The organism is Acinetobacter sp. M5A5_2a (assembly GCF_053345265.1).
The window spans coordinates 133,066-158,485 of record NZ_JBKEZV010000012.1; the positions used below are offsets into that span (position 1 = coordinate 133,066).

General features: G+C 37.7%; 26 protein-coding genes. 13 read left to right on the top strand and 13 right to left on the bottom strand.

From position 1 onward, the window contains the following. Position 1: 1 nt before the first annotated feature. Genes ACLBWE_RS16390 through tviB form a run of 4 tightly spaced genes read right to left on the bottom strand, consistent with a single transcriptional unit; the run spans position 2 to position 4,242 of the window. A complete protein-coding gene (locus ACLBWE_RS16390; RefSeq protein WP_447604018.1) occupies positions 2-895 on the bottom strand; it encodes a glycosyltransferase in 894 nt (297 codons plus the stop codon). A 16-nt stretch (positions 896-911) separates the two neighbouring features. Then, positions 912-2,093, bottom strand: coding sequence for a lipopolysaccharide biosynthesis protein (locus ACLBWE_RS16395; protein ID WP_447604019.1), 1,182 nt, complete (start codon positions 2,091-2,093; stop codon positions 912-914). Then, positions 2,094-2,954 carry a polysaccharide pyruvyl transferase family protein gene (locus ACLBWE_RS16400; protein ID WP_447604020.1) on the bottom strand — a complete coding sequence of 287 codons (861 nt, stop codon included), beginning with the start codon at positions 2,952-2,954 and terminating at the stop codon, positions 2,094-2,096. A 13-nt stretch (positions 2,955-2,967) separates the two neighbouring features. Then, entirely contained in the window at positions 2,968-4,242 is a 1,275-nt protein-coding gene (tviB, locus tag ACLBWE_RS16405) for a Vi polysaccharide biosynthesis UDP-N-acetylglucosamine C-6 dehydrogenase TviB (RefSeq protein WP_447604021.1), read from the bottom strand. A 353-nt stretch (positions 4,243-4,595) separates the two neighbouring features. Between tviB and ACLBWE_RS16410 the strand changes: the two genes are divergently transcribed. From ACLBWE_RS16410 to ACLBWE_RS16430, 5 genes are all read left to right on the top strand, one after another. Beyond that, positions 4,596-5,693 carry a polysaccharide biosynthesis/export family protein gene (locus ACLBWE_RS16410; protein WP_447604022.1) on the top strand — a complete coding sequence of 366 codons (1,098 nt, stop codon included), beginning with the start codon at positions 4,596-4,598 and terminating at the stop codon, positions 5,691-5,693. A 4-nt stretch (positions 5,694-5,697) separates the two neighbouring features. Continuing rightward, positions 5,698-6,126 carry a low molecular weight protein-tyrosine-phosphatase gene (locus tag ACLBWE_RS16415; RefSeq protein WP_447604023.1) on the top strand — a complete coding sequence of 143 codons (429 nt, stop codon included), beginning with the start codon at positions 5,698-5,700 and terminating at the stop codon, positions 6,124-6,126. A gap of 18 nt (positions 6,127-6,144) precedes the next feature. Further along, the gene (locus ACLBWE_RS16420; RefSeq protein WP_447604024.1) at positions 6,145-8,328 is read left to right on the top strand and encodes a polysaccharide biosynthesis tyrosine autokinase; all 2,184 of its coding nucleotides are present in this window, start codon (positions 6,145-6,147) and stop codon (positions 8,326-8,328) included. A gap of 192 nt (positions 8,329-8,520) precedes the next feature. Then, on the top strand, positions 8,521-9,246 hold the full coding sequence (locus ACLBWE_RS16425; protein ID WP_003656168.1) for an FKBP-type peptidyl-prolyl cis-trans isomerase: 726 nt from the start codon (positions 8,521-8,523) through the stop codon (positions 9,244-9,246). A 49-nt stretch (positions 9,247-9,295) separates the two neighbouring features. Beyond that, positions 9,296-9,991, top strand: coding sequence for an FKBP-type peptidyl-prolyl cis-trans isomerase (locus ACLBWE_RS16430; protein ID WP_447604025.1), 696 nt, complete (start codon positions 9,296-9,298; stop codon positions 9,989-9,991). A gap of 48 nt (positions 9,992-10,039) precedes the next feature. On the opposite strand, the gene murJ is transcribed toward ACLBWE_RS16430, so the two are convergent. Both murJ and ampD read right to left on the bottom strand, forming a co-directional pair. Then, positions 10,040-11,590 carry a murein biosynthesis integral membrane protein MurJ gene (gene murJ / locus ACLBWE_RS16435; protein ID WP_447604026.1) on the bottom strand — a complete coding sequence of 517 codons (1,551 nt, stop codon included), beginning with the start codon at positions 11,588-11,590 and terminating at the stop codon, positions 10,040-10,042. Positions 11,591-11,662: 72 nt separating this feature from the next. After that, positions 11,663-12,232, bottom strand: a complete 570-nt coding sequence (ampD, locus tag ACLBWE_RS16440) for a 1,6-anhydro-N-acetylmuramyl-L-alanine amidase AmpD (protein WP_348951025.1) — start codon at positions 12,230-12,232, stop codon at positions 11,663-11,665. A 171-nt stretch (positions 12,233-12,403) separates the two neighbouring features. Between ampD and nadC the strand changes: the two genes are divergently transcribed. Next, entirely contained in the window at positions 12,404-13,249 is an 846-nt protein-coding gene (gene nadC, locus ACLBWE_RS16445) for a carboxylating nicotinate-nucleotide diphosphorylase (protein WP_447604027.1), read from the top strand. On the opposite strand, the gene ACLBWE_RS16450 is transcribed toward nadC, so the two are convergent. The 6 genes from ACLBWE_RS16450 to ACLBWE_RS16475 all read right to left on the bottom strand — a co-directional run bounded on the left by ACLBWE_RS16450 (position 13,246) and on the right by ACLBWE_RS16475 (position 19,396). Continuing rightward, positions 13,246-13,413 carry an ABZJ_00068 family colistin stress protein gene (locus ACLBWE_RS16450; protein ID WP_005049256.1) on the bottom strand — a complete coding sequence of 56 codons (168 nt, stop codon included), beginning with the start codon at positions 13,411-13,413 and terminating at the stop codon, positions 13,246-13,248. The two genes, nadC and ACLBWE_RS16450, sit on opposite strands and share 4 nt — an antisense overlap. A gap of 414 nt (positions 13,414-13,827) precedes the next feature. After that, the gene (locus ACLBWE_RS16455) at positions 13,828-15,993 is read right to left on the bottom strand and encodes a phosphocholine-specific phospholipase C (protein WP_447604028.1); all 2,166 of its coding nucleotides are present in this window, start codon (positions 15,991-15,993) and stop codon (positions 13,828-13,830) included. Positions 15,994-16,014: 21 nt separating this feature from the next. Next, complete coding sequence (locus tag ACLBWE_RS16460; protein WP_255787789.1) at positions 16,015-16,149, bottom strand: hypothetical protein; 135 nt, start codon at positions 16,147-16,149, stop codon at positions 16,015-16,017. A 133-nt stretch (positions 16,150-16,282) separates the two neighbouring features. Beyond that, positions 16,283-16,999: a ribonuclease PH gene (rph, locus tag ACLBWE_RS16465; RefSeq protein ID WP_005037670.1), complete on the bottom strand. Its 717-nt coding sequence runs from the start codon at positions 16,997-16,999 to the stop codon at positions 16,283-16,285. Positions 17,000-17,173: 174 nt separating this feature from the next. Then, positions 17,174-18,337 (bottom strand): fatty acid desaturase family protein, encoded by a 1,164-nt coding sequence (locus tag ACLBWE_RS16470; protein ID WP_447604029.1) that lies wholly within the window; start codon positions 18,335-18,337, stop codon positions 17,174-17,176. 33 nt (positions 18,338-18,370) lie between these two features. Next, positions 18,371-19,396, bottom strand: a complete 1,026-nt coding sequence (locus ACLBWE_RS16475) for a ferredoxin reductase (RefSeq protein ID WP_447604030.1) — start codon at positions 19,394-19,396, stop codon at positions 18,371-18,373. Between the two features lie 173 nt (positions 19,397-19,569). Here ACLBWE_RS16475 and ACLBWE_RS16480 point away from each other — a divergent pair, with 173 nt between their 5' ends. Both ACLBWE_RS16480 and ACLBWE_RS16485 read left to right on the top strand, forming a co-directional pair. Then, the gene (locus tag ACLBWE_RS16480; RefSeq protein ID WP_003655781.1) at positions 19,570-20,208 is read left to right on the top strand and encodes a TetR family transcriptional regulator; all 639 of its coding nucleotides are present in this window, start codon (positions 19,570-19,572) and stop codon (positions 20,206-20,208) included. A gap of 137 nt (positions 20,209-20,345) precedes the next feature. Then, positions 20,346-20,993 (top strand): TetR/AcrR family transcriptional regulator, encoded by a 648-nt coding sequence (locus ACLBWE_RS16485; RefSeq protein ID WP_005037677.1) that lies wholly within the window; start codon positions 20,346-20,348, stop codon positions 20,991-20,993. A 108-nt stretch (positions 20,994-21,101) separates the two neighbouring features. Here ACLBWE_RS16485 and ACLBWE_RS16490 read toward each other — a convergent pair whose 3' ends face one another. After that, on the bottom strand, positions 21,102-21,719 hold the full coding sequence (locus ACLBWE_RS16490; RefSeq protein WP_002120747.1) for a thiol:disulfide interchange protein DsbA/DsbL: 618 nt from the start codon (positions 21,717-21,719) through the stop codon (positions 21,102-21,104). 180 nt (positions 21,720-21,899) lie between these two features. On the opposite strand from ACLBWE_RS16490, the gene ubiG reads away from it, so the two are divergent. The 5 genes from ubiG to ACLBWE_RS16515 all read left to right on the top strand — a co-directional run bounded on the left by ubiG (position 21,900) and on the right by ACLBWE_RS16515 (position 25,327). Then, positions 21,900-22,613 (top strand): bifunctional 2-polyprenyl-6-hydroxyphenol methylase/3-demethylubiquinol 3-O-methyltransferase UbiG, encoded by a 714-nt coding sequence (gene ubiG / locus ACLBWE_RS16495; protein WP_447604031.1) that lies wholly within the window; start codon positions 21,900-21,902, stop codon positions 22,611-22,613. Continuing rightward, positions 22,610-23,311, top strand: a complete 702-nt coding sequence (locus tag ACLBWE_RS16500) for an HAD family hydrolase (RefSeq protein ID WP_080758634.1) — start codon at positions 22,610-22,612, stop codon at positions 23,309-23,311. Before ubiG ends, ACLBWE_RS16500 begins: the two co-directional genes overlap by 4 nt. Positions 23,312-23,379: 68 nt before the next feature. Further along, positions 23,380-24,126 carry a YciK family oxidoreductase gene (locus ACLBWE_RS16505; RefSeq protein ID WP_447604032.1) on the top strand — a complete coding sequence of 249 codons (747 nt, stop codon included), beginning with the start codon at positions 23,380-23,382 and terminating at the stop codon, positions 24,124-24,126. A 217-nt stretch (positions 24,127-24,343) separates the two neighbouring features. Next, on the top strand, positions 24,344-24,757 hold the full coding sequence (locus ACLBWE_RS16510; RefSeq protein WP_045437335.1) for an RcnB family protein: 414 nt from the start codon (positions 24,344-24,346) through the stop codon (positions 24,755-24,757). 240 nt (positions 24,758-24,997) lie between these two features. Further along, positions 24,998-25,327, top strand: a complete 330-nt coding sequence (locus ACLBWE_RS16515) for an RcnB family protein (RefSeq protein ID WP_004640333.1) — start codon at positions 24,998-25,000, stop codon at positions 25,325-25,327. Positions 25,328-25,420: the final 93 nt, after the last annotated feature.

The following is a 25,420-nucleotide window of genomic DNA, read 5'->3' on the forward strand; positions in this document are numbered from 1 at the left end:
ATCAAACCAACTTTAAGAGAAAATTTTCAAAACCAGAGTTTTCTAATATATTACCCCATTTATAGATATGCATATCAACTTGCACATCGTTATTTATATTAGAAATAAGATCATCTTTAGAAGAAATAGACTCCAACCAGATTGGTTGATAATCATGATTAAGTGCAAACTCTTCAATCCATTGATATTTATTAGAAATAACACTTAAGCCTGAAGCTAAATATTCTAAAGTTTTTGTACTGGTCTGAATATTGAATGGATATATATCAGGTGTAAAGTTAAGTCCAAAGCGACACTCTCTATAAAGCTTTGGTAGCTCACTTCTTTCAACACGCCCTAGTAAGGTTATATTTTTCTGAGATAATTTGAAAATTTGTTCTATCTCAGAAGTAACTGTACCAATAATCAATATTTTTAAATCCAAATTAGCAAGTTGAATTATTGCTTCAACTAAGCCTTGGCGACCCAAAATAGAACCACAATATACTATATCATAAATGGGGTTATCAGATTTTTGTTGATATAAAGCTTCATCCACCCCCATATCTCTCCTAATAGAAGGAATACTATCTTTAAATTGTAGAGTATTCTCAACCTCTTCATTAAGGAAAATTCTACCTGATGGCTTGCTATTAATAGTCTTTTTAACTATATCTTTTAAGATAGCATAAGGAGGAGTAGATAAACTTTGATATTCATGAACTTCTATGGCTTTAATTAGTTTTTTTTTCCAAAAAGGTCTAACGCCCATAAAATATATATTGATATCATTATTATTATCTAACAAATGCTCATAATCTAATTGTATACTATGCCCTCTCGCAATAAGATATTCTTGATAAGCATAAGCTTCAGGAGTGTATGCATTTTGTTTTAATGAAATACCAATCTTCACTAATGGCTCCTTTAAACTAAATTAAACCAACGTTAATACTTTTGCGCTTGTAATACAGCCATAATATAAATTTCATTAAAATATAGCCGCTAGCAGTTGAAATTGCTGCGCCCAATATCCCCCATTTTACGGACATAAAATAGCAACAAATCGAAATCGTTAAAAAAACTATAATTTGAAAGGATAATAATTTACTTTTATCTTCAGTATATGCAGCAATTGTCATACCAAAACCAAAAATCTGTGATAAAACAACACCAAATAAAAGTATTAACAATGACAAATAGCCATCCTGACTAGTAACCCCATATAGGGAAAAAAATAATTTACCAAACACTACTGTTAATATGAATATTACTGCACTAACAGCAAAGAGAAAAAGAGAATACTTCCTTGATAAATGATGTAACGCTATAAATTCTTTTTCCTGATAAAATTTAACTAAATTAGGAGTAATAACAACCATTACAGATACACTTATATAAGTTATTAGAGCAGTAAAACTTTGTGCGATAGTATAATAACCTAATGATTTATCACTCACAATATTAGATAAAATGATCCGATCAAACTGTGCATTTAATAGAATTAACAATGCTGAACAAGTGGGAACCCACCCATATTTTACGTAACTAAATAAACTTTCTTTTTTTTCATCCTTATATAACTTAAAACTAGAAAAAACAATGAACAAAGAAGATATAAAAAGAAAAAATATAGAAGAAATATAAACTAAAAAAAACTCATTATAATTAACAAGAAAATAAAAAAAGAGTACAAAAATTAAAGGTAAAAAGTACTTCAAAAAATCATCTATCACAGAATTTGCATATTGCCTATTATGCAGCATTAAAATAGATGATTTGAATATAAAAAAAGAGAGTGGAAATACTATTAACCCTACATACCACAAGTTATATTTATAATCAAAAAATATACAACCAATTAAAGTAGCAAGAAAAGCACCAAAAATAAAAAATAAAATTTGTTCTTGAGGTATAATTTTATATCTCTTTTCTATTATTTTTACATTTCCGCCCCAACACCCAATTATTGAGAAGATATTAGACCAAGTTAATATCAATCCAAATAAACCAAATATTTCTACACCATAAATTCTAGAGATGACCATTCCCAAAACCAATGACAGAATGGCCCCTATAATTTTTAAACCAAATAGAAAAATTGATTTTTTCATTTACTCGATGAAACTCACATTTTCCATTTTCTTCATGCTTTGCTCGTAAACGCCCTTACATTTATAATATCCATTATTATAAATTTTAACTTTTTTATTTAACAAGGCTGCACCAATAGAAACATGAAGTCTATCGGTATAAACCTCATCATACAAATCGATTAATTCCAGGAATTTTCTAGCGCTATATAACGATTGATCATAATTAGATGAGCCAAAACTAGCCACTATCGATAAATCATTAACAAGCACTCTAGGAACATCTACTGTGGCACTCTGTTCCTTGTCCACTCTTGTTGCATATATTGTTTTCTTAAATTTTGAAATAACATTATGATATGTGAATATGAACTTCCGAATTATATTTTTACTCGAAAAAACCTGCATTTCATTTTTAGATGATTTTATTTCAGAAATATCACAGAAAAAAGCTATATCATCTTCTAAAAAAATTTTTGATGCATTTGACTTTTTTATACAATAATCATAACTATACTTTTCACGGCAGAATATAATACTACCTTCGGTGAGATTTGAAATTACGTCATCTACCTCCCTAATTGAATGGGGTAAAATCACAACTTTTACCTTTTGGTTATTCAATTGTGTTAGAAAGTCAGTTGTAGCGCCCCACTCTGGTACCAAAGCCCCACCACCAGCAATCATAACGGTATCACCTTGTTTTACCTTGGCAACCTCATCAAATGATATTGGTGTAAAATTTAAATTATATTTTTTTGCTAGCGCATAAAATCCCATATTAATTAATGCATCACCAGCATTACCATTATTCGCATAATAATAAATATTACCTTGTTTCTTTTCAGAAAACTCTTTAAATAAATTAATTAAATCTGACATTATAAACCCTATTTTACAATCTTATGTTTACTTGATTCTGTGCTAATACGTATTTCAAATCATAAAGTACATGCTTATCTTTACCTAAAGCATGAAATGCTTCCGCAGACATTGCTTGAAATTGATTATGTGCAACCGCAATAACGATCGCATCATACACACCTTGGCTTAATTCTTTAACTGGCGCTAATCCATATTCCTGTTGAACTTCTGTATCATCTACCCAAGGATCGTAGATATCTAGATCTAAATCATATTCTTTTAATGCTTGTATAAAATCAACAATTTTTGTATTACGAATATCTGGGCAGTTTTCTTTAAAACTCAATCCCATCACCAAAATGCGTGCGCCAACAACTTGTATACGTTGTTTTACCATCTCTTTAATAAGCTGAGTTGCAACGTATTCACCCATTCTGTCATTTAAACGTCGAGCAGCCAGAATAATTTCAGGGTGTAACCCAATAGACTCAGCCTTGTGAGTTAAGTAATAAGGATCTACTCCAATACAATGTCCACCAACTAGGCCCGGTCGAAAAGGTAAGAAGTTCCACTTTGTCCCTGCAGCCTTAAGTACATCTTCTGTATCTATACCCAATTTATTAAAAATAAGGGCTAACTCATTAATGAGAGCAATATTAACATCACGCTGCGTGTTCTCAATGACTTTGGCTGCTTCTGCAACCTTAATGTTAGGTGCCTTATGAGTTCCTGCCTCAATAATTAAGTTATAAACTTCATCAACATAATCAGCAGTTTCTGGCGTTGAACCCGAAGTAATTTTCAAAATATTGGTTACTCGATGCAACTTATCACCAGGGTTAATACGCTCTGGACTATAGCCTGCGAAAAAGTCTTGATTAAATTTTAAACCTGACACTTTTTCCAAAACTGGTATACAAACTTCTTCTGTAGCACCTGGATATACGGTCGACTCATAAACCACCACATCGCCTTTTTTTAGTACCTGACCAATACTAGTCGATGCCTTAATTAAAGGAGTTAAGTTTGGCTGTTTAAAATCATCAATTGGTGTTGGAACAGTGACAATAAAAAAGTTACAGTTTTTTAAATCCTCTAAATCTGTTGTATAGTTCAATTGAGTTGAATCTTTTAATTCTTCTGAAGAAACTTCTAATGTATGGTCATGCCCACTTTTAAGTTCATCTATACGTTTCTGATAAATATCGAAACCAACTACCGGTACTTTCTTCCCAAATTCAACTGCCAATGGCAAGCCTACATAACCTAAACCAATGATTGCTATTTTCAAATTGGCAATTTGCATATTAAGAAAGCCTTTTCTAAAGTTTGTATCTATATATAGCAATGCTTTGAGCATATATAACGGAGCGTACTATAGCAGATTTTTCAAGACACCCGTAAGCTAATTGTATAAATGTGTTTACAAGCATTCTATCTACCGTATTGGAAGAAAATTGAAAGCCTATAGGTTTAATATTTCCCCCTTATTACTTTGTGAAATTTAGCTTGTAGATAAACTAAACATACAAAGCTATACGATTTTTCGGTGTTTTTTCATTTCTTTTCAGCTAAAATCCATTCATCCTGCGTTTAATAGACACTTGTTACTATGCAGTGGACAATATCAATTAAAGATAAATACACAAAGGGTTGCGTGTGAAGTATTGCCAGTTTTTTTCTGTTCTTGCCTTAAGTTTGAGTGCTGCCAGCTGTGCGGTTACTTCCGGTTTACAAACTTACGATATTCCAAATGAAGGCGTTTATAAAACTGACCTTGGAACTACTGTTAATGTTGTTAAAATCTCTCAAGAAACACTACCTGCAATTCAACCTGCTCAAGTTGACTATCAACGTAGCTATGCAGCTTTATTTAAAAATCAACACCCCATATACCGCTTAAGCTCAGGTGATGTGCTTTCTATCCAACTTTGGGCCTACCCTGAAATTACACCTCAAATTAGTGTTAGCAATGAACAGTCTGTTCAAGCGAGTGGATACCCTATTGACCAAAATGGCTATATTCAGTTTCCTCTAGTTGGTCGCTATAAAGCAGCTGGTAAAACTCTTGCTCAAGTGAACCGTGAGTTACATAGCCAACTTGCCCGCTTCTTAAAAAATCCTGACGTGGTGGTACGTGTATTATCATATGAAGGCCAGCGTTTCTCTGTTCAGGGCAGCGTCATAAAGGGTGGTCAGTTCTACTTAAGTGACCAACCTGTTAGTGTCTATGCAGCTCTGGGTCTTGCTGGCGGTGTCAGTGATAAGGGTGATAATACTTATATTCAACTCATTCGAAATGGCCAAACCTATAATCTAAATACTATAGACTTAGAAAAAGCAGGTTTTTCATTACATAAATTATTAGTTCAACCAAACGATACCATTTATGTCAGCACCCGCGAAAATCAAAAGATTTACGTTATGGGTGAGTCTGGGAAAAACCAAGCATTAGCAATGCGTGACCAAGGTATGACTCTAAGTGATGCATTAGGTGAAAGTTTAGGCTTAAACCCTTTATCTGCTAGTGCGAGTCGAATTTATGTGTTACGCACCAATCCAAATGACCGAACAACTGAACTCTATCATTTAAACTTAATGAGTATTGGTGATTTTGGGTTAGCTAATCAGTTTAGACTACGTAGTAATGATATTGTCTACGTTGATTCGACTGGCTTAACTCGTTGGCAACGTGTTGTCAACCAAATTATTCCTTTCTCAAGTGCGTTATATAACATAGACCGTTTGGGACAGTAATATTATGCAGTTTAAAAATATTTTAGTCGTCTGTATTGGAAATATCTGCCGTAGCCCTATGGCTGAGTATTTTTTAAAACAGAAATATCCTCAGTTAAATATTGAGTCTGCCGGTATTTCGGGGCTTATCGGTCATCAAGCTGATGAAAAAGCCCGACTTTGTATGCAACGATTAGGTATTGATATGCAACCACATGTTGCACGTAAACTTAGCGCAGAACATATTAAGAGAGCTGACCTGATTTTAGTGATGAGTCAAAATCAGCAAAAACATATTGAACAGACTTGGCCCTTTGCAAAAGGTAAAACTTATCGCTTAGGGCATTGGCAAAGCAAAAATGTGCCTGATCCCTACCAGCACGACCAAGCTATTTTTGATGAAACTTGCCAACTCATACAGCAATGTATTGATGACTGGAAACCTTATATTTAACGCCAAGATTTTAAACTTATGAACCAAAATACTAATACCGAAGACACCATTGATTTAAAGGAATTATTCTTTTCACTGATTGCTCAGTGGAAACTTATCGCTCTTTGCATTATTTTAAGCCTTGTATGTGCACTACTCTATTTACGTGTAACACCTGACACCTATTCGGTTGATGCTTTGGTTCAAGTTGAAGACAGCAAAGGAGCCTCTGCTGCACTTTTAGGTGATTTATCACAAATGATTGAGCAAAAATCGCCAGCTCAAGCCGAAATTGAAATTTTAAAGTCCCGTCTGGTTTTGGGTTCGGTCATTAAAGACTTACATCTGAATATACAAGTTTCCAGCACAGAAAATACATTTACCCATCGCTTATTAAGCGATACGGAATATAAAACTGAATACACTAAAAATTCAGTTTTATTTAAAGATAGCCAAAAAAGTTTTGAAATTCGTGAATTTGACGTTCCAGCATTTTATTTAGATAAAAATTTACTTCTTAATTTTGATAAACAATCTTTACGCTTGACTGACCCTAATACTGAGCAAAATGTTTTAACAGTACCACTTAACCAGTTAAATCAAGTTACTGCTCCACATGGAACTTGGAAAGTCGCTATTTTTACAAAAGATCAATTTGACGCAACTTATAATATCAGAAATCTTTCTTTACCAGCATCTGTAAATGCTATAAGTTCAAACTATTCAGTTGGTGAGCGAGGTAAACTTACAGGTGTTCTAGGCTTAAGCTATCAAGGTCAAGATAAAGAACATATTACTAAGGTACTCAATGCAATTTTAGCAACTTATAGTGCACAAAATATTGAACGCCGTTCGGCTGAATCTGCTCAGACTTTAAAGTTTTTGGATGAACAGCTTCCAGATCTAAAAAAACAACTTGATGATGCTGAGCGTCAATTTAATAAATTCCGTCAACAGTACAACACTGTGGATGTGACTAAAGAATCAGAGCTCTATTTAACTCAAAGCATTACTTTAGAAACTAAAAAATCTGAGCTTGAGCAGAAGCAAGCCGAAATGGCGGCAAAATATACTATTGAACATCCTGTAATGCGTGAAATTAATGGACAGATTACTGCTATTAATAAACAAATTGGTGAATTAAATAATACCTTAAAACAATTACCCGATGTACAACGTCAATATTTACAGCTTTATCGTGAAGTAGAAGTTAAGACTCAGCTTTATACAGCCCTGCTTAACTCTTATCAACAACTTCGAATTGCTAAAGCCGGTGAAATTGGAAATGTTCGCATTGTAGACACTGCTGTTGAACCTGTTGCTCCAATTAAACCACAAAAACCCCTTATCCTTATTTTATCAATATTTATCGGTGCATTTATTGGGATATTACTGGCTTTATTACGTAATATGTTACGTACAGGGATTAAGGATTCTGGACAAATTGAAAATGAATTGGATTTACCAGTCTATGCAACCGTACCACGCTCACCAATTCAAGAAAGTCGTATCAAGATTTTAAAGAAGAAGAAGAGTATTCCTATTCTTGCAGTTAAAAATAGTGATGATATTGCAATTGAGAGCTTACGTAGTATCCGTACTGCGATTCACTTTGCATTGGCGAGTGCGAAAAATAATATCATTATGATTGCAGGCCCGTCACCAGAAGTAGGTAAATCCTTTATTTCGACTAACCTTGCAACAATTTTTGCGCAAGGTGATAAGCGTGTGTTACTGATTGATGCCGATATGCGTCGTGGTTATATGCACAAATACTTTGATGTTGATGTAAAGCCAGGTCTTTCTGAATTATTGAGTGGGCAAGCTGATCTTCAACAGGCACTTCACAAAACTCAAGTTGCTAACCTTGATGTGATTACACGTGGTAAGAGCCCAACAAATCCTTCAGAAATTTTAAGCTCAAACCAATTTAAAGAATTACTTGAACAGCTACAAAGTCAATATGACCACATCATTATTGACACTCCACCAGTACTCGCAGTAACCGATGGTATTATTATTTCGCAATACACTGGTGTGAACTTAATTGTAGCTCGTTATGCTAAGTCACAAATGAAAGAGCTTGAATTAACACTTAATCGCTTTGAACAAGCGGGTGTCAAAGTCAACGGCTTTATTCTCAATGACATTCAACGTGCTAGCGCGGGTTATGGTTACGGTTATAACTACGCTTACGCATATAAAGCACAAAAAGAAGATTAAACGTAAAGTCATAAAAAAACCGGATCAAGTGATCCGGTTTTTTTATTTAAGATTTTTTTAAGTATATCCCTACTAAAACTAACTAAAATATATAAAAAACCACTCGTTTTTTTTCTTAAACATTCTATGCTTAAGCATGCTAAGATCAAAAGCAGCCTTTTTAGACTCAAATGATTATTTTTGGAACCTTTTATGAGTAAAGCCTTACCCATTGCTGTCGCTGTAGTTTTAGGCGGTGCTGCACTTGTACCAGTATATTATGCAAGCCAACATCCGACCACAGAAGTCGGAAGCAAGGCAAATAAAAATGCCTCTCCAATTGAAAAAATCAGTTATGTTCTTGGGTATGAAGTTGCTCAACAAACTCCACCTGAGCTAGATACAAAAGCATTTGTGAAAGGGATTCATGATGCTCGCAGCAAGCAGCCAAGTGCTTACACTCAAGAAGAGTTAAAAGCTGCTGTAACCGCTTATGAAAAAGAATTACAGCAAAAAATGCAGCAACAGAATAAACCAGAACAAGCTGCTGGTGCTGCTCCTGAGTCTGCCGATGCTCAATTCCTTGCAGAAAATAAAACAAAAGCTGGCGTAAAAACTACGGCGTCTGGCTTGCAATATATCATTACTAAAGAAGGCACAGGTAAACAACCCACTGCGCAATCTATAGTTAAAGTACATTACGAAGGCCGTTTAATTAATGGTCAGGTTTTTGATAGTTCTTATAAACGCGGTGAGCCAGTTGAGTTTCCACTCAATCAGGTTATTCCAGGCTGGACTGAAGGACTTCAATTGATGAAAGAAGGCGGTAAAGCGACGTTCTTCATTCCATCAAATCTTGCCTATGGCCCTCAGGAAGTTCCTGGCATTCCAGCAAACAGTACACTGATTTTTGATGTAGAACTCATTTCAGTGAAATAAAAACATTCAGGAGAGTAGAACGCTACTCTCCTTTTTTTTGGAAAACGGCATGAAAAAAATTGGTCTAATTATTGCAACATCAACAATGAGTTTATCTGTTCTTGCTGCAACTCCTATAACGAATAAAAGCCCAGCAAAAGAACAATTTAGCTATAGTTATGGCTATTTGATGGGTCGTAATAATACTGATGCATTAACAGATCTAAATCTTGATACTTTTTACCAAGGTCTTCAAGAAGGCGCACAAAGTAAAACAGCACGCCTAACTGATGAAGAAATGGCAAAAGCGATTAATGACTATAAGAAAACCTTAGAAGCCAAACAACTCGTCGAATTTCAAAAAACAGGTCAACAGAATGCCCAAGCAGGTACAGCATTTCTTGCTGACAATGCAAAAAAATCAGGTGTAATCACGACTAAATCTGGTCTTCAATACCAAGTATTAAAAGAAGGTAATGGTCAAAAGCCGAAAGCTACATCTCGTGTTAAAGTGAATTATGAAGGTCGTTTACTCGACGGGACGGTATTTGATAGTTCTATTGCCCGTAATCATCCAGTTGAGTTTCAGCTCAGTCAAGTGATTGCAGGCTGGACAGAAGGTCTGCAAACCATGAAAGAAGGCGGAAAGACTCGTTTCTTTATTCCTGCGAATCTTGCTTATGGTGAAGTCGGGGCTGGTGACACGATTGGCCCAAATAGTACTTTAATTTTTGATATTGAATTACTGCAAGTTTTACCGAAATAAATTCATTAGATATAAAAAAAGCGATCAGTTAAGATCGCTTTTTTATTTTTAGTGTTTTAAGTCTCTAGGACGAAAACCTGTAACCCCGAGAGCAACCAGATAAGCAACTACACCGACGACACATAATCCAACCACTTCGGCAACACGTAACCACTGTGAAAGTTCACCGTTGTACCAATTTAACGCAAACCAAAGTGCTGCAATCATGGCAAGGTTAGCCAAACCATATTGAAGTCCTAATTTTTTCCAATGCGAATCAAATCGGAAAATATTACGTTTATGTAAATAGAAGTAGAGTAGACCCGCATTTACTAAAGCCGAGCCTGAAGATGCCAAAGCAAGTGCCATATGCTCTGCCTGCCAATCAATCAGCTTAAAGAAACCAATAAATACAACGTTTAAAATAGCATTCGCTGCGACTGACATTAAACCGACACGTACTGGTGTTTTGGTATCTTGCTGTGCATAAAAACCAGGTGCAAAGACTTTAATCAGCATAAACGAAATCACGCCTGCACTCATACATTGCAGTGCTAGAGCTGTCATTTGTGTATCCCGTGGGTCAAATTCGCCACGCTGGAATAATGCCTGAATAATCGGTGTAGAAAGCATAAATAAGGCAATACTTGCCGGTAAGCCAACTAATACAATAATTTTTGCAGCCCAGTCGATCATACCGCGGAACTTTGCTTGATCTTGTTCTGCATGACGGGCAGAAAGTGAAGGTAAAATCACTGTACCAATCGCAACGCCAATTAAACCTAACGGCAATTCAGTCATACGCTCTGCACTGTAGAGCCAAGACACTGAACCATCTTGCATGAAAGAGGCCCAAATCGTATTTAATAACAGGTTAATCTGCGTAACAGATACCCCAAATAATGCTGGCAGCATTAATTTTAAAATACGTTCTACACCTTCGTGTTTAAAATCAACTTTAGGTGGAATCAGTAGATTTTTACGCCATAATTCTGGAATCTGCAAAGCTAACTGCAACACTCCTGCCACAACCACTGACCAACCTAATGCTTTGATCGGTTCAGCCATATACGGCGTAAGCCACCATGCGCCTGCAATCATCGCTACATTCAGCAAAACTGGTGAAAAAGCTGGTGAAGCAAACGATCCATAACTATTTAAAATACTGCTGGCAAAAGCAGTCAGCGACATAAACAATAAATAAGGGATGGTCAGACGGAACATACTGACGGCTAAATCGAACTTTTCAGGATCACTATGGAAACCTGGGGCATACATATAGATGATTGCAGGGGCTAAAACCATAGCCACAAAAGTAAGTAAGGTCATGACTGTTAACAAGCAGCCAAATACCCGACTAATCAAAATCTGAACTTCAGCGTGTGCTCGGCCTGTTTTATATTCAGTTAATACTGGAATAAAGGCCTGAGAAAAGGCACCTTCGGCAAATAATCGTCGAAAGAAGTTGGGAATACGAAAAGCGACGACGAAGGTATCGAAATCTTTACCCGCACCAAACACGTTGAGCAATACGACGTCACGCACTAACCCTAACACTCGTGACAACATCGTCATTGCACTGACAATAAAAGTCGATCGCCATAATGCCATCGTACTCACCTACAGCTATATTCGAAAGACGCTATTGTAATGAAACTAGAAAATCTTTTCGTTGTGAAATGATGAACAAACTCAAGTTTTTTTCTGACCCAACAATTGTCTAAAGTGCTGCCATTTAAAATAAGGTCCCGGATCAGTTTTTCGGCCGGGTGCAACATCTGAATGTCCTGCAATATGGTTTTTAATTTCAGGATAAGCCTGACGAATGGCAGTAACGACGTCGGTTAATACATTGTATTGTACTTCTTCAAAGGGCAAATCATCACTCCCTTCAAGCTCTATACCAATTGAATAATCATTGCATTCTACTTTGGCTAAATAACTCGAACGCCCTGCATGCCATGCCCGATCGTTAAAATTAACAAACTGTAGGACCTCCCCACTACGTAAAATCAGCAAATGCGTAGAAACCTTCATCCCCTCAATGGTCTGAAAATAAGGATGGACTGACCAATCTAACTTGTTTTGAAAAAACTGCTCAATATACCCGCCTCCAAATTGAGACGGCGGCAAGCTAATATTATGAACCACAATCATTTGAATTTCGGTACCAGTCGGACGCTGGTTAAAATTTGGAGAAGGGATTTGTCTCGCCCCTTTTAATTGCCCATCTATAACTTCATACGGTGTAATTTGCTTCATTGAGATGCCAATAAATTGCTTGCCAATTGTTTTAGTTTAAAACAGTTATCTACTTTTCAAAGTAGTAAATGCGATTGTTTATCGCGATTAATCTCATAAAACAGCTTATTTTTAAAGTCGACGGTGCTAATATATCGCAAGTTTTAGGGTCATCGACAAAATGGAAACCGTATGAGCATACCTCAGTCTTTGCTTGAACAATCAATTCAAATCAATATTCAACAAGCATTACAAGAAGATATTGGGGACGGTGACATTACCGCTATGCTCACACCCGAAGATGAGCAAGCCACTGCGACTATTATTAGCCGTGAAGATATGGTTTTAGCTGGACAGCCTTGGGTCAATGCACTCATCTCAGCTTATGACAACACCGTTCAAGTGACTTGGCTTAAACAAGAAGGTGAGCGTGTTGCTGCAAATGAAGCCTTTTTAAAGCTTGCTGGTTCTGCGCGTAGCTTACTTACTGTAGAGCGCCCTGCTTTAAACTTTATTCAAACTTTATCTGCGGTTGCAACAAAAACAGCTGAATATGTTCAACAGCTTGAAGGTTTAAACACAAAACTTCTCGATACACGCAAAACCTTACCGGGCTTACGCATTGCACAAAAATATGCTGTAGCTATCGGTGGTGGTCAAAACCATCGTCTAGGTTTATTTGACGCTTTCTTAATTAAAGAAAACCATATTATGGCGGCTGGTGGTATTACTCAGGCAATTACCAAAGCCCATCAAATTGCACCGGGTAAACCTGTTGAAGTCGAAGTTGAAACTTGGGATGAACTAAACCAAGCACTTGAAGCTGGTGCAGACATTGTAATGCTAGACAACTTTAGTCAACAGCAAATGATTGATGCTGTAAAACATGTTGCAGGACGTTGTAAGTTAGAGGCATCGGGTAATATCACCATTGAAAACTTACGCGAAGTTGCCACCACAGGTGTTGACTACATTTCTATGGGTGTACTGACTAAAGACGTTAGAGCTGTTGATTTATCAATGCGTTTTAATGCTTAAATAAAGTCCACATCGTTATTAGTATTTTTTTGCGACTTGGTCATGTCTGCTGCTTGCGTTTTCTGCCATGCTGACTGAGTCGCTTGCGCCCCACTATCACGTGGGTCGGCAGCCATTAAAACAAATGTAACTACCGCTAATAATACAATAAAACCTTGTAGCATAAATTTTCCCCATTACTTTAAAAAAATCAGGGTTTCAAGGTAAAAGATAAATATGACGAGGCTTAGGAGATTCTGTTACAAAAGGTAAGTCTTTATTTTCATTATTCATCTACACAACAAGATATTACCTCTCTTCATTTATATTTCCCAACATTAGATTGTGCGAGATGTCATCTACAACCTGAGCAAGACAAAGCGATTATAGCTTTGTCGAAGCGCAAGAATGTTTTAAGCCTGTCTTTGTCTTTCGGTACGTAACAAAGATTAATTAATCTTTGTTACGTACCTCACTTTGGGCAAAACCAAAGTAACGAATTAGCTACTTCCACTGGATGAATAAACGATAAAGCTCCGTCGTGCTAGCTAATTTAAAATAAATTATTAACCCAAAACTTCAGCTTAATCACTCATCCATTACACTAAATAACCCATATATGGATCAGAAATTGAATCTTCTTGAGTTTCTATACGGCCAGCAAAGCGACGGCTAAAAGTAGCATCATCAGCTAATGTCACAGTGAAGTCGTACCAACCACCAAATTCAGACATATCCCAAACCAGTTCTTTTTCAGAATGATCGGTTTCTATATTCCATATCTTATTTACAAGATAAGCATTTGCCTTGACTGTCAGCTTGACTGACTTACTACCATCATGACGCACTTTTAAATACAAATTCGCATCACATTCTTCCACACACACTCTAATTTCCGGCAATGCTTGAGTCTGATTAACTTGACTCAAATTACCTTTAAACGCACGATGGAAACCATTTGGTCCAAGTACCCATAAATCGTACTGCCCATTTGTAGCATTCCAGACATCATCTAACTGTTTACCTGCCTCAACCATGTAACGACGTGGAATCACTGTAAGATCTAATCGGTTATACACATGGAAAACCGCTGCCTGCTTGCCTGTATTTGAGAACATCAGTTTTACAGTCTTTTGTGTTGCATCGACTTTAGCACTGGTATGCAAAATATAAGGTAAAGCACGTGAAGGTCTAATGCCCATTTCCTGCTGTGCAAATTGTTGTTGGCTTGGAACCGGAACTTGTGGCAATAAAGCTTGAGCAACACGAATAGCATCGGCTTCTGCTTTTGTTTTCTTACCAACTAACTCATTTACAGGCAAAAGGTTCGGTGTTTTAAAATCAAAAGCTGTAGTTAAATCACCACACACAGCACGGCGGTATGGACTAATATTTGGCTCTTGCACACCAAAACGTTTTTCTAAGAACTGTAAAATAGAAGTATGGTCAAAGACTTGTGAATTCACCCATCCCCCACGACTCCATGGTGAAATCACATACATTGGAACGCGTACACCCGGTCCATAAACACGTCCATCTGTTGCAGGTTGAGATTTTGCTGTAGCGACTGCTGGATGAGTAAAGTACTCATAAGACACTTGTTGATCACTTAAAGTCGTTTTCCCCTGAACTACACCTTTTTCATCTTTAGAAGGTGCACTTGGTGAAGGAATATGATCAAAGAAGCCATCATTCTCATCAAAGTTCACTAATAAAACCGTCTGACTCCAAACTTGAGGGTTTTCAGTTAAAGCATTTAATACTTCCTGAATATACCAAGCACCCTGTACAGGGCTAGATGGTCCTGGATGTTCACTGTAAGTTGCAGGAGCAACCAACCAGCTTACTTGCGGTAATTTACCTTGAGCGATATCTGCTTTAAAAGTTCCTAAAAAACCACCGTCCGGCATGGTGTTAGCAATACCCTTATAAAGCGGCTGTGTTGCATCGATTTTTTCATCGTATGCAGGACAAACGAGAACATCATTACTTACAGGTTGCCCTGACTGCTCATTTGCACGGCGGTACTGTTTGAAACCAGCTAGAGGATTGTCGGTAAAGTTATCCGGCATATTTTGATAGATTTTCCAGCTAACGCCAGCCTGTTGTAAGCGCTCAGGATAAGTCGTCCATTCATAACCCTCATTTGAAGGACCAATACCATCAAACTCATTTACAACACTGGCAACACCTGCACCTGTAGGGCCATTCGTTCCAGTCCAGATAAATTTACGGTTTGGATTGGTACCTGCATGCATCGCACAGTGGTAAGCGTCACAAATGGTAAAAGCATTGGCTAATGCAAACTGATATTCCACTTCCTGTTTTTTGTAGTACCCCATCGATTGCGGCTTTTTATGCGCTACCCAATCACTCATACGACCATTGTCCCAAGCGGCTTGACCATCCGACCATGAATGAGGCGTACCTGAAACGCGCTGTGCATTTCCTAAGCGGCTATCCAAATGGTAAGGCAATATTTTATTTTTCTTAGCATCATATTGTTCCCAAACCTTTCGGCCTTCGGTCATTGGAATGGTAAAGCGGTCTCCAAAACCACGCACGCCTTTTAGTGTTCCGAAGTAATTATCGAAAGAACGGTTTTCCTGAGTCAGAATCACGATGTGTTTAACATCTTGAATAGTTCCAGTTTCAACTTTGGCATCAATAGCTAAGGCTTTTTGAATACTAAGCGGGAAACTCGCTAAAGCAGCTGTCCCAAACATGGTTTTTGTAGAATTTAAAAGAAATTCGCGACGATTCATTAGTTCTATCCTGAGTTCTTATTATGGTGCACAGTGCATTTTGCAATTACTGGTCGGCGGTGTTGTTGGCGATGAATTGTCTGAGTCGTTATCATCGTTACAAGCACTGAGCATAAGTGCTAAAGATGTAATTAATAAAAGTGAAAGTTTTCGCATCGGTTTTTTCCAAACGGTTTAAATGCGAACTACTAATAAAGCGTAAAAGTGACAGGCAAGTGATGTTTTTATGTCGATTTGATGAAGGCATAAAAAAACGCATCCGAAGATGCGCTTTTTGGAAAGTGTAAAATTACCAGCCTAAAGCTTCTTGTTGCTTTTTAACGAGCTCGGCAATTCCTTTTTCAGCCATTTCTAACATGGCATTGCTTTGTGCGCGAGTAAACGGTTTGTCTTCAGCAGTACCTTGAATTTCAATGAATTCACCTGCTTGAGTCATCACCACGTTTAAGTCAGTTTGACAGTTCGAGTCTTCTTCATAGCAAAGATCAAGTAGTACTTCATCTTGATACATACCCACAGAAATTGCAGCAACTAATCCTTTAAGCGGATCATGCTTAATTTTCTTTTGAGACAATAAAACATTCATAGCATCAACCAATGCTACAGCCGCACCAGTAATTGATGCAGTACGTGTACCACCATCTGCCTGAATCACATCACAGTCGATGGTAATCGTGTTTTCGCCAAGCTTTTTCAAATCGACCATAGCACGTAAGCTACGACCAATCAGACGTTGGATTTCCTGTGTCCGGCCCGACTGTTTACCACGCGCTGCTTCACGGTCACAACGTGAGTGTGTTGAGCGCGGTAACATGCCATATTCAGCAGTGACCCAGCCCTGTCCTTTTCCTTTTAAAAACCGTGGAACCGAATTATCGATACTTGCAGTACAAAGGACTTTGGTGTGACCAAACTCAACCAGAACTGAACCTTCTGCGTAACGGGTATAGTTACGTGTGATTTTTACTTCACGTAACTGGTCTAATTCACGTTGGTCAATACGCATAATCCTTCCTAACTTCTCTTAAATACAAATCTGGGCATAGTATAGCAAAGGATTTTGACAGGTTGAGTTTATTCCCTACTTTCAAATGTAAGTCTGCACTTTTAATGACTCAAAAATAAAAATAGCCCCTTAAAAGGAGCTATTTGGAATACCTTAAACAATGCTCTATCTTTATTAAGCAGTTTTGCCAAACATGCCTTTTACCGCCTCAACAAAGGTCCGCTTGGTCGCCACTAAATGATCAACCACATTGTCAGGCAAAGAGTGAACAGCCAGACGTTTATACACACTCAAAATTTGAGATCCAAAGGGCGCGGTATTGTACTGTTGACCGAACTCTGCACAAACTTCACGTACTTTAGGTGCCATCTCTTGATAGCGGTTGGCAGGTACATCAGGAAACAAGTGATGTTCGATTTGATGACTCAAGTTACCACTCAAGAAATGCATGATTTTACCGCCAGTAAAGTTTGCTGAACCACGAATCTGACGCAAGTACCACTCTGCTTTAGTTTCATTATCAATATTGTCAGTGATAATTTCAGAGTCTTCTGTGAAATGACCACAATAAATCACGGTCGATGCCCAGTAGTTACGGATCAAGTTAGCAAAAAAGTTACCAGCCAATACTGGCAAGAACATTGGTCCTGCAATTAGTGGGAATAGCACATAATCTTTACCAAACTGACGTACCATTTTTTTACGTAGATTTTTAGATTCTACATACACTTCTTTCCAAGTTTTGGTGCCATCAAACAACACCTTTTCCATCTCTAGACGTTGCAAAGCCAGTAGCCATTCAAAACCCGTTGACAATACAAAGCCCATTGGCACGTTGAATAAAAAACGAGGTTCCCACTTTTGCTCACGACTCATGCGCATCACACCATAACCGCTAATATCATGATCCATGCCAAACACATTGGTATAGGTATGGTGCTTATAGTTATGAGTATATTTCCAGTCTTCACCCGTACACACCGTATCCCAGTCATAGGTTGCACCGTTAAGCGTTGGATCATTTAACCAGTCAAACTGACCATGCATCACATTATGACCGAGTTCCATGTTTTCAACGATTTTAGATACGCCTAGCATAGCCGTACCCAACAACCATACTGGTGGAATCCAACCACCAAACATCAACATGCCACGTGATGCAATTTCGGTGTAGCGTACAAAATTACGTACTTTGTAAATATATTTTGAATCTTTTTCACCGAGATCTTTCATCACTTCAAGACGAATTTCTTCAATACGGCGACCAAAAGCTTCTGTTTGCTCTGGGGTTAAATGTGCCGATTTTGATGTTGCTTTAAGTTCCACTGCCATATTCATAAGGGTATCCTCAAATCTCTTTTATGTTTGTTTTTATAGATCAATCGTGACTGGGCTAAGGGCTTGGTTCACGCATAACTTAATTGCACGATTTGGTTGATCGTCAATTTCACCTGTTAATATATTCTGGGTGACACCACTGACTTTGGTACACGTACATTGGTTGCATACACCCATACGGCAACCATGCTGTGGACGTAAGCCAGCTTGCTCTGCACTGCTTAATAACGTTGTCGTGGCAAGAAAGTTTTGTTGCGAACGACGAAATATGATTGGTTGTGCTTCATTAGACTGTTCGATTTGAACAGGCATGAAAAACTCTTGATGGAAGTTTTCCAACACATCATGTTGCTTATAAATATCTTGTGCCTGACGCATCATGCCGTGATGACCACATGCATACATTTGTAGGTCTTTAAAGTTCGGGACCAATTTCGTCAACAATTTCGCATCTAAATGCTGCTTTTGCTCAGTGGTATTAAAAAAATGATATTGAAGCTCTGGATGCTTTTCTGCCAAAGCTTTTAATTCAGCATGAAAAATTTCTGCGCGATTAAAGTAAATGACATGAATCTGTTCAAGCTGCTGTTTCAAAGCTTGTTGCAAAAGTGAATAAATTGCAGTAATGCCACTACCTGACGCAATTAAAATCGCAGGTTGCTGGCCTTGGTGCAAAGTAAAATCACCTTGTGGCTGTGAAATTTCAATGCACTCTCCAACATGTAAGAGTTGAGCTGCACTAGACACTAAGCCCTGTACTTTAATACCTAAAGAGATTTCACCTTCATTCGTTACTTCAATAATTGAATAACTACGCTGGTGGTAAACCCCATCTATAAGTAGAGTTAATAAAATACTTTGTCCAGCACATACCTGATCGAATTTAAAATTACGATTCGGTTTTAGCTTGATAAGCACCATATCGGTATGAAGAGACTGAACTGCGGTAACTTCTGCAAGTACGCGTTTCCAAGCCCAAGTCACGTTAATTTTCTGCAAAACAAAATCAACGAAATCTTCTCGAACCAAATGTGGCTGATAACTAATTGTTGCGTTCATACGTTCCTCTTTTGTATCTGGCTATTTATTTGAGTGAACACATGTTCGTATAGTGAACATATGTACACTATATTTATAACCGTTCACTCAGTCAACACTTGTTCACTATTTTTTTTATGAAAGTTTGCTCTTTTTTGTTAGACTCTGGCTCACGGTTTAAATAGGTTCTTTTAATGTCGATACGGGATGAACGAAAACAGCAAAGTCGTCAGGCACTCCTCGATGCAGCCTTGCATCTGAGCACGTCTGGGCGTTCGTTCAGTAGTATCAGTTTGCGTGAAGTTGCACGTGAAGTTGGTTTGGTACCAACAGCTTTTTATCGTCATTTTCAAGACATGGATGAACTTGGTAAAGAACTGGTTGATCAAGTCGCACTACACTTAAAAAGTGTTTTACATCAATTAGGCCAAAGTTATTTACAACATAAATCTACTAAAACTCAGACCAGCATTGAGCTATTTGTTCAGGCGGTAAATCATAGCCCTAAGCAGTGGCAATTTATGATTTCTGAACGTTGGGGAGGTTCAGAAACAGTTCGTGCAGCAATTGCACGAGAAATCGAATTTCTGATTGAAGATTTGACTACAGATCTCACCAAACTCGAAAATTTCAAACATATTCAACAACCTCAAGACTTAAATGTCTTGTCTACTATTTTGACCAACATGTCATTTACATGGGCAATGACGTGGCTCAACCTATCTAAACAATATCAAGATGAGCAGCTCAAACAGCAACAAACAGCCTTTATCGAAAATGCCTCTACACAAGTTCGCTTACTCTTTAGAGGGATTGCAAACTGGGAACGGTAAAAGCGGCAAATGACAAAAAACGGGTTATGTGGTAATACGTAAAGAGAGAAAGAAAAAGGCTAAAAATTTCGAGAAAAGTCTTTTTCTTTTTACAGGAAGTAAATTATTAGTTAGGCCAAACTGGTGTGGGAATACCTATGAATCTTGATCGTCATACACAGTTTTTGATGCGCAAAGAAAAAATTCTAAGCGTGGCAGAAAAATTGTTACTAGAAAACAATCAGGAAATTACTCTAGATGAGTTAGTGGCCGAGCTGGATATTGCTAAAGGCACACTTTATAAGCATTTTAGAAGCAAAAATGAGCTTCTACTTGAGTTAATTATTCAAAATGAAAAGCAAATTTTAGAAATTTCTAAAAAATATAATACAGATTTCAAAGAGTATGCTCCTCATTACATGCTTCACCATTTGCTTACGCCTGGAAAAACGATTCTATTGCATCAACTTGAAGAAAATCTGACGATGACAGAGTCTAAGTTGAAGCATCTTTTCGAAGAACTTTATGAAATCCGCCAACAGCGCATTTTAGCTATTAAAGATATTACGGAAAATTATTTAAAATCATTAAATTATGATATGTCGATTCGTGATTATTTGTCTTACATCTGGTCACTGACTTATGGCGCATCATTACTTTTAAATTCTACGTATTACCAGCGTTCTATTGGTTCTCGCCAGAAATTAATTAATTTATATATTAATCAGGCCTTATCGCTACCAACCCAAACAGTTAATTTTGATGTTTTAAATTTTCAAATTGAAGATGAAAACCCAAAAAATTAATTGAAATATTTCGTGATAATTAACAAAAAATTAAACATCGATATAAATTTTAAGTGAATAAAAATGGGCTTCAGATGAAGCCCATTTTTGAAGTAAAGCCTAAACAACTTATTTGGCTTTACGTTCTTTCTCAATTAAATAATTAAGAACTTGAGTGACTTTACCATCTTCACCCTGCACAACATATTTACCATTAACTACAACCGCAGGAACACCTGTTAATTGGTACTGTTGAGCAAGTTTATTTGACTCAGCAACTTTTGCAGTCACAGCAAATGAGTTGTAAGTGCTATTAAATTTCTGTTCAGGCACGCCATAACGAGTAAAGAACTTCGCAGCAGATGCCTGATCAAAAATTTGCTGACCATTTACTTGAATCGCATGGAATAATGGTAAATGCGTGCGTTTACGTACACCTAATGCCTCAGATGTATAATATGTACGCGCCCCTTGTTCCCACATTTTATTCATTGCAGCTGGTGTACGTACAAAACGTACATCTTTAGGAATCTGTTTTAACCACGTTTGCATATGCGGTTCAAGTTTAAAACAGTGTGGACATCCATACCAAAAGAACTCTCGAACTTCGATTTTCCCCGGAACTTCCACTTTGCCTGGATTGGCAATCACGGTGTAGTCTTTACCAGCAACAAAATCTGCTGCCATTGCACTACCCGATACGGCCATAATTGCTGCACTCAAACCACCCAAAACCAATTTTTTCATTGCTACAGCTTTTCCTCTAAGTTGTTATGCATTAGCTTATGCCCTAAATATAAAACAAATATGCTAAATTCGTTTTGCTTCTGTGAAGTTTTTTATTGGGTTTATCGCTTTTTTCCCAATAATCGCTACACTAACGGCGAACTACATCCAAAAAGATAACTCAAGTTTAGAGGTAGCACCATGTCGCAATTGAATGTTGATTTACAAGAAATCGCAAAGTTTGAAGCACTTGCTGCCAAATGGTGGGATCAACATTCTGAATTTCGCCCACTTCATCAAATTAATCCACTACGTTTAAATTGGATTGATGAACGCGTAGGCGGACTTGCTGGTAAAAAAGTACTTGATGTCGGCTGTGGTGGCGGTATTTTGACTGAGAGCATGGCACGTCGTGGAGCAGATGTACTCGGTATTGATATGGGTGAAGCACCGCTAGCTGTAGGCCGTTTGCATGCTCAACAAGACAATGTTCAAAATATTGAATATCGCCAAATTCCTGTAGAAGAATTAGCACAAGAACAAGCAGGTCAATACGATGTGGTGACGTGCATGGAAATGATGGAACACGTTCCAGATCCTGCATCTATTGTAAGAGCTTGTCAGGCTTTGGTTAAACCGGGCGGCCATGTGTTCTTCTCAACTATTAACCGCAACCCAAAATCTTATTTATTTGCCATTATTGGTGCAGAATACGTACTACGCATGTTGCCAAAAGGTACACATGATTATCATAAATTTATTCGCCCATCTGAAATGGCACATGACATTCGTAATGCAGGCCTTACCTTAAAAGAAATGACTGGACTGCACTACAATCCGCTTACCAAGCATTACTGGTTAGCGCCAAATGTCGACGTTAATTATATGGTTCACACAATAAACACAGGTGCATGATGAAAGCTGTTTTATTTGATTTAGACGGTACTCTTATCGATACGGCTGCCGACTTCATTCGTATTATTCAGCAAATGTGCCGTGATGAAAGACGTCCGGTTGTTGATGCCGACCTAATTCGTACTCAGGTTTCTGAAGGCGCTCGTGCGATGGTTAAATTGGTCTATCCAGAGCTGGATGTGACCAATCCGATTTTCTTGGCACATCGCCAAAACTTTTTAGACATTTACGGCAATAACATTGTGGTCGATACAGACCTGTTTGAAGGCATGTATCCGCTTCTAGAAGCTTTAGAAGCTAAAGAAATTCCGTGGGGTATTGTGACCAATAAACCTCGTGGTTTAAGCGAGTCTCTCTTAGAGAAGTTAAATCTGACTGAACGCTGCGCGGTTTTGGTATGTCCTGAGGATGTCAGTAAAACCAAACCGGACCCTGAACCAATGTATTTGGCGGCTAAACAGTTAAATATCCCAGCAAATGAAATTATTTATGTGGGCGACCACCCACGTGATATTGATGCTGGTCGATATGCCAATATGTATACTATTTTGGCTGCATATGGCTATTTACCAATCGAACATCGTGATGATCTCGCTGCATGGCAGGCCGATTCGATTGTAAATACGGTGACAGAATTACACGATATGTTACGTCAAAAGCTTCCTGCTCTACAGGAAAATCAGCGTATGATAAGTTAACATAAGAGTTTTATAGGCTTTTTTAACAGTTATTCGTTTTATCAATATAAAAAGAAGGAGGTTTACCAATGAAATATTCAGAATACCAACCTCGTCCAGATCTACTCAAAGATCGAATTATTTTAATTACTGGTGCTGGCGATGGAATTGGGCGAGCTGCAGCTCTGACTTATGCCCTACATGGCGCAACCGTTGTACTGCATGGTAGAACCTTAAATAAACTTGAAGTTATTTATGATGAAATTGAAAGTCTAGGTGCACCGCAACCAGCAATTTTACCATTACAGCTTTCGAGCGCTTCTGACCGTGATTATGACTTTTTAGTCGATACGCTCGAAAAGCAGTTTGGACGCCTAGACGGTATTTTACATAATGCGGGTATTTTAGGTGAGCGCGTAGAACTAGCACATTATCCAACCGAAACTTGGGATGATGTCATGGCTGTTAATTTGCGCGCCCCTTTTGCTTTGACTCAAGCACTATTACCACTTTTGCAGAAATCAGAAAATGCCTCTGTTGTATTTACTAGCTCTGGCGTAGGTCGCGAAGCACGTGCTTTATGGGGCGCATATTCTGTCTCCAAAATTGCAATTGAAGCGGTCAGCAAAATTTTTGCAGCGGAGAATACTTATCCAAATATCCGCTTTAACTGCATTAATCCAGGCGCGACACGTACCGCAATGCGTGCTAAAGCCTACCCACAAGAAGATCCGAAAACACTACTTACACCAGAGTCGATCTTGCCTGCTTATCTCTATTTAATGGGTGAAGACAGCTTGGCGCTCAATGGTCAAAGTATCGATGCACAGGATTAAAATGTTAAAGATGAAAAGCTAAAGAAAATTACAGCCGATCATCAAATCTGGCTTGCCTATACCTGAAAAGATATATACAAGCCTTTTTTATTATTGATAAAAACTCTTGATCTATCCGTAATTTTAATTGAACCATTAAATGATCTTCACAGTTTCTCTGCATTTTGCGCGTAGAGTATTCAACATGAGAGACATCAGATGTAAACGAGGATGCATCATGAAAAAGTTGTTCACAATCTTAACCCTTTCCATAGCCGTACTCACTACAAGTATGGCGAGCTTTGCTGATCCTCCTTTTGACCGAGGCCATGGCCCCAAAGGTCCTAAAGGTGGAGGACCACGCGGTGAATGGAACGATCGTGGGCCAGGATTTGGACGTGATCATGATGACGATCGTGTCCGTGACGAACGCCGTATGCGCGAAGAACGTGGTTTTGAAAGGCTTAAACAGCATCGCTGGCAGCCGGGCTATGTCATGCCACAGCACTATCGTGGTAATGGCTACAAAGTCGACTATAAAGACAGTAACTTGCCGAAACCAGACCGAAACCAACAATGGTATAAAATCAATAATGACTATATTTTAGTCGACACTGATTCTAATAGTATTGTTAGTATTCGTGGTTTTTAACGCGATAGAACCTCGCTATCGCTGATCAAGAAGGATAAAGCCACATGGTTTTATCCTTTTTTATTGCTTATATATTTTAAAAATAAAAAGATTTTTTATAGTCTTACATTTCGTATTTTCTTAATTTCTTCTTATTTCATCGTTAGTTTTCACATTTATTCTTCGTAGCCTCCACGATTTATCTGTAATTGTTCACTAATCTTTAGTTATTGAAATTTAATTCATCATTCGAGGTTTACAATGAAAAAACTAACAACAGCAATTGTTCTTTCACTCAGTGGTTTAGTTGCAACAACAGCAATGGCAGCACCTAACGATCATAATCACCATGGCAATTACCAAAACCATGAAGTAAAAACAGTTAAAGTGATTAAAAAAGACGACCATCGTAATGTTTGGCGAGCAGGTCAGGTTGTACCCCGTGAATATCAACACTCACGTTACGTGATTGACTACCGTCAACATCAAAAATTAACTAAACCAGGTCGCTACCAAAAATGGTACAAAGTGAATGGAAATTATGTCCTTGTGAATGAACAAAGCCACAAAATCATTAGAGTTGTTCACTAATTCTAAAATTCTTTAAACACCCAAACTCTGATTTGGGTGTTTTTTTATCTAAAACATGCGACTTTAATCTTTTTTGTTTAGAATCATCTCTAT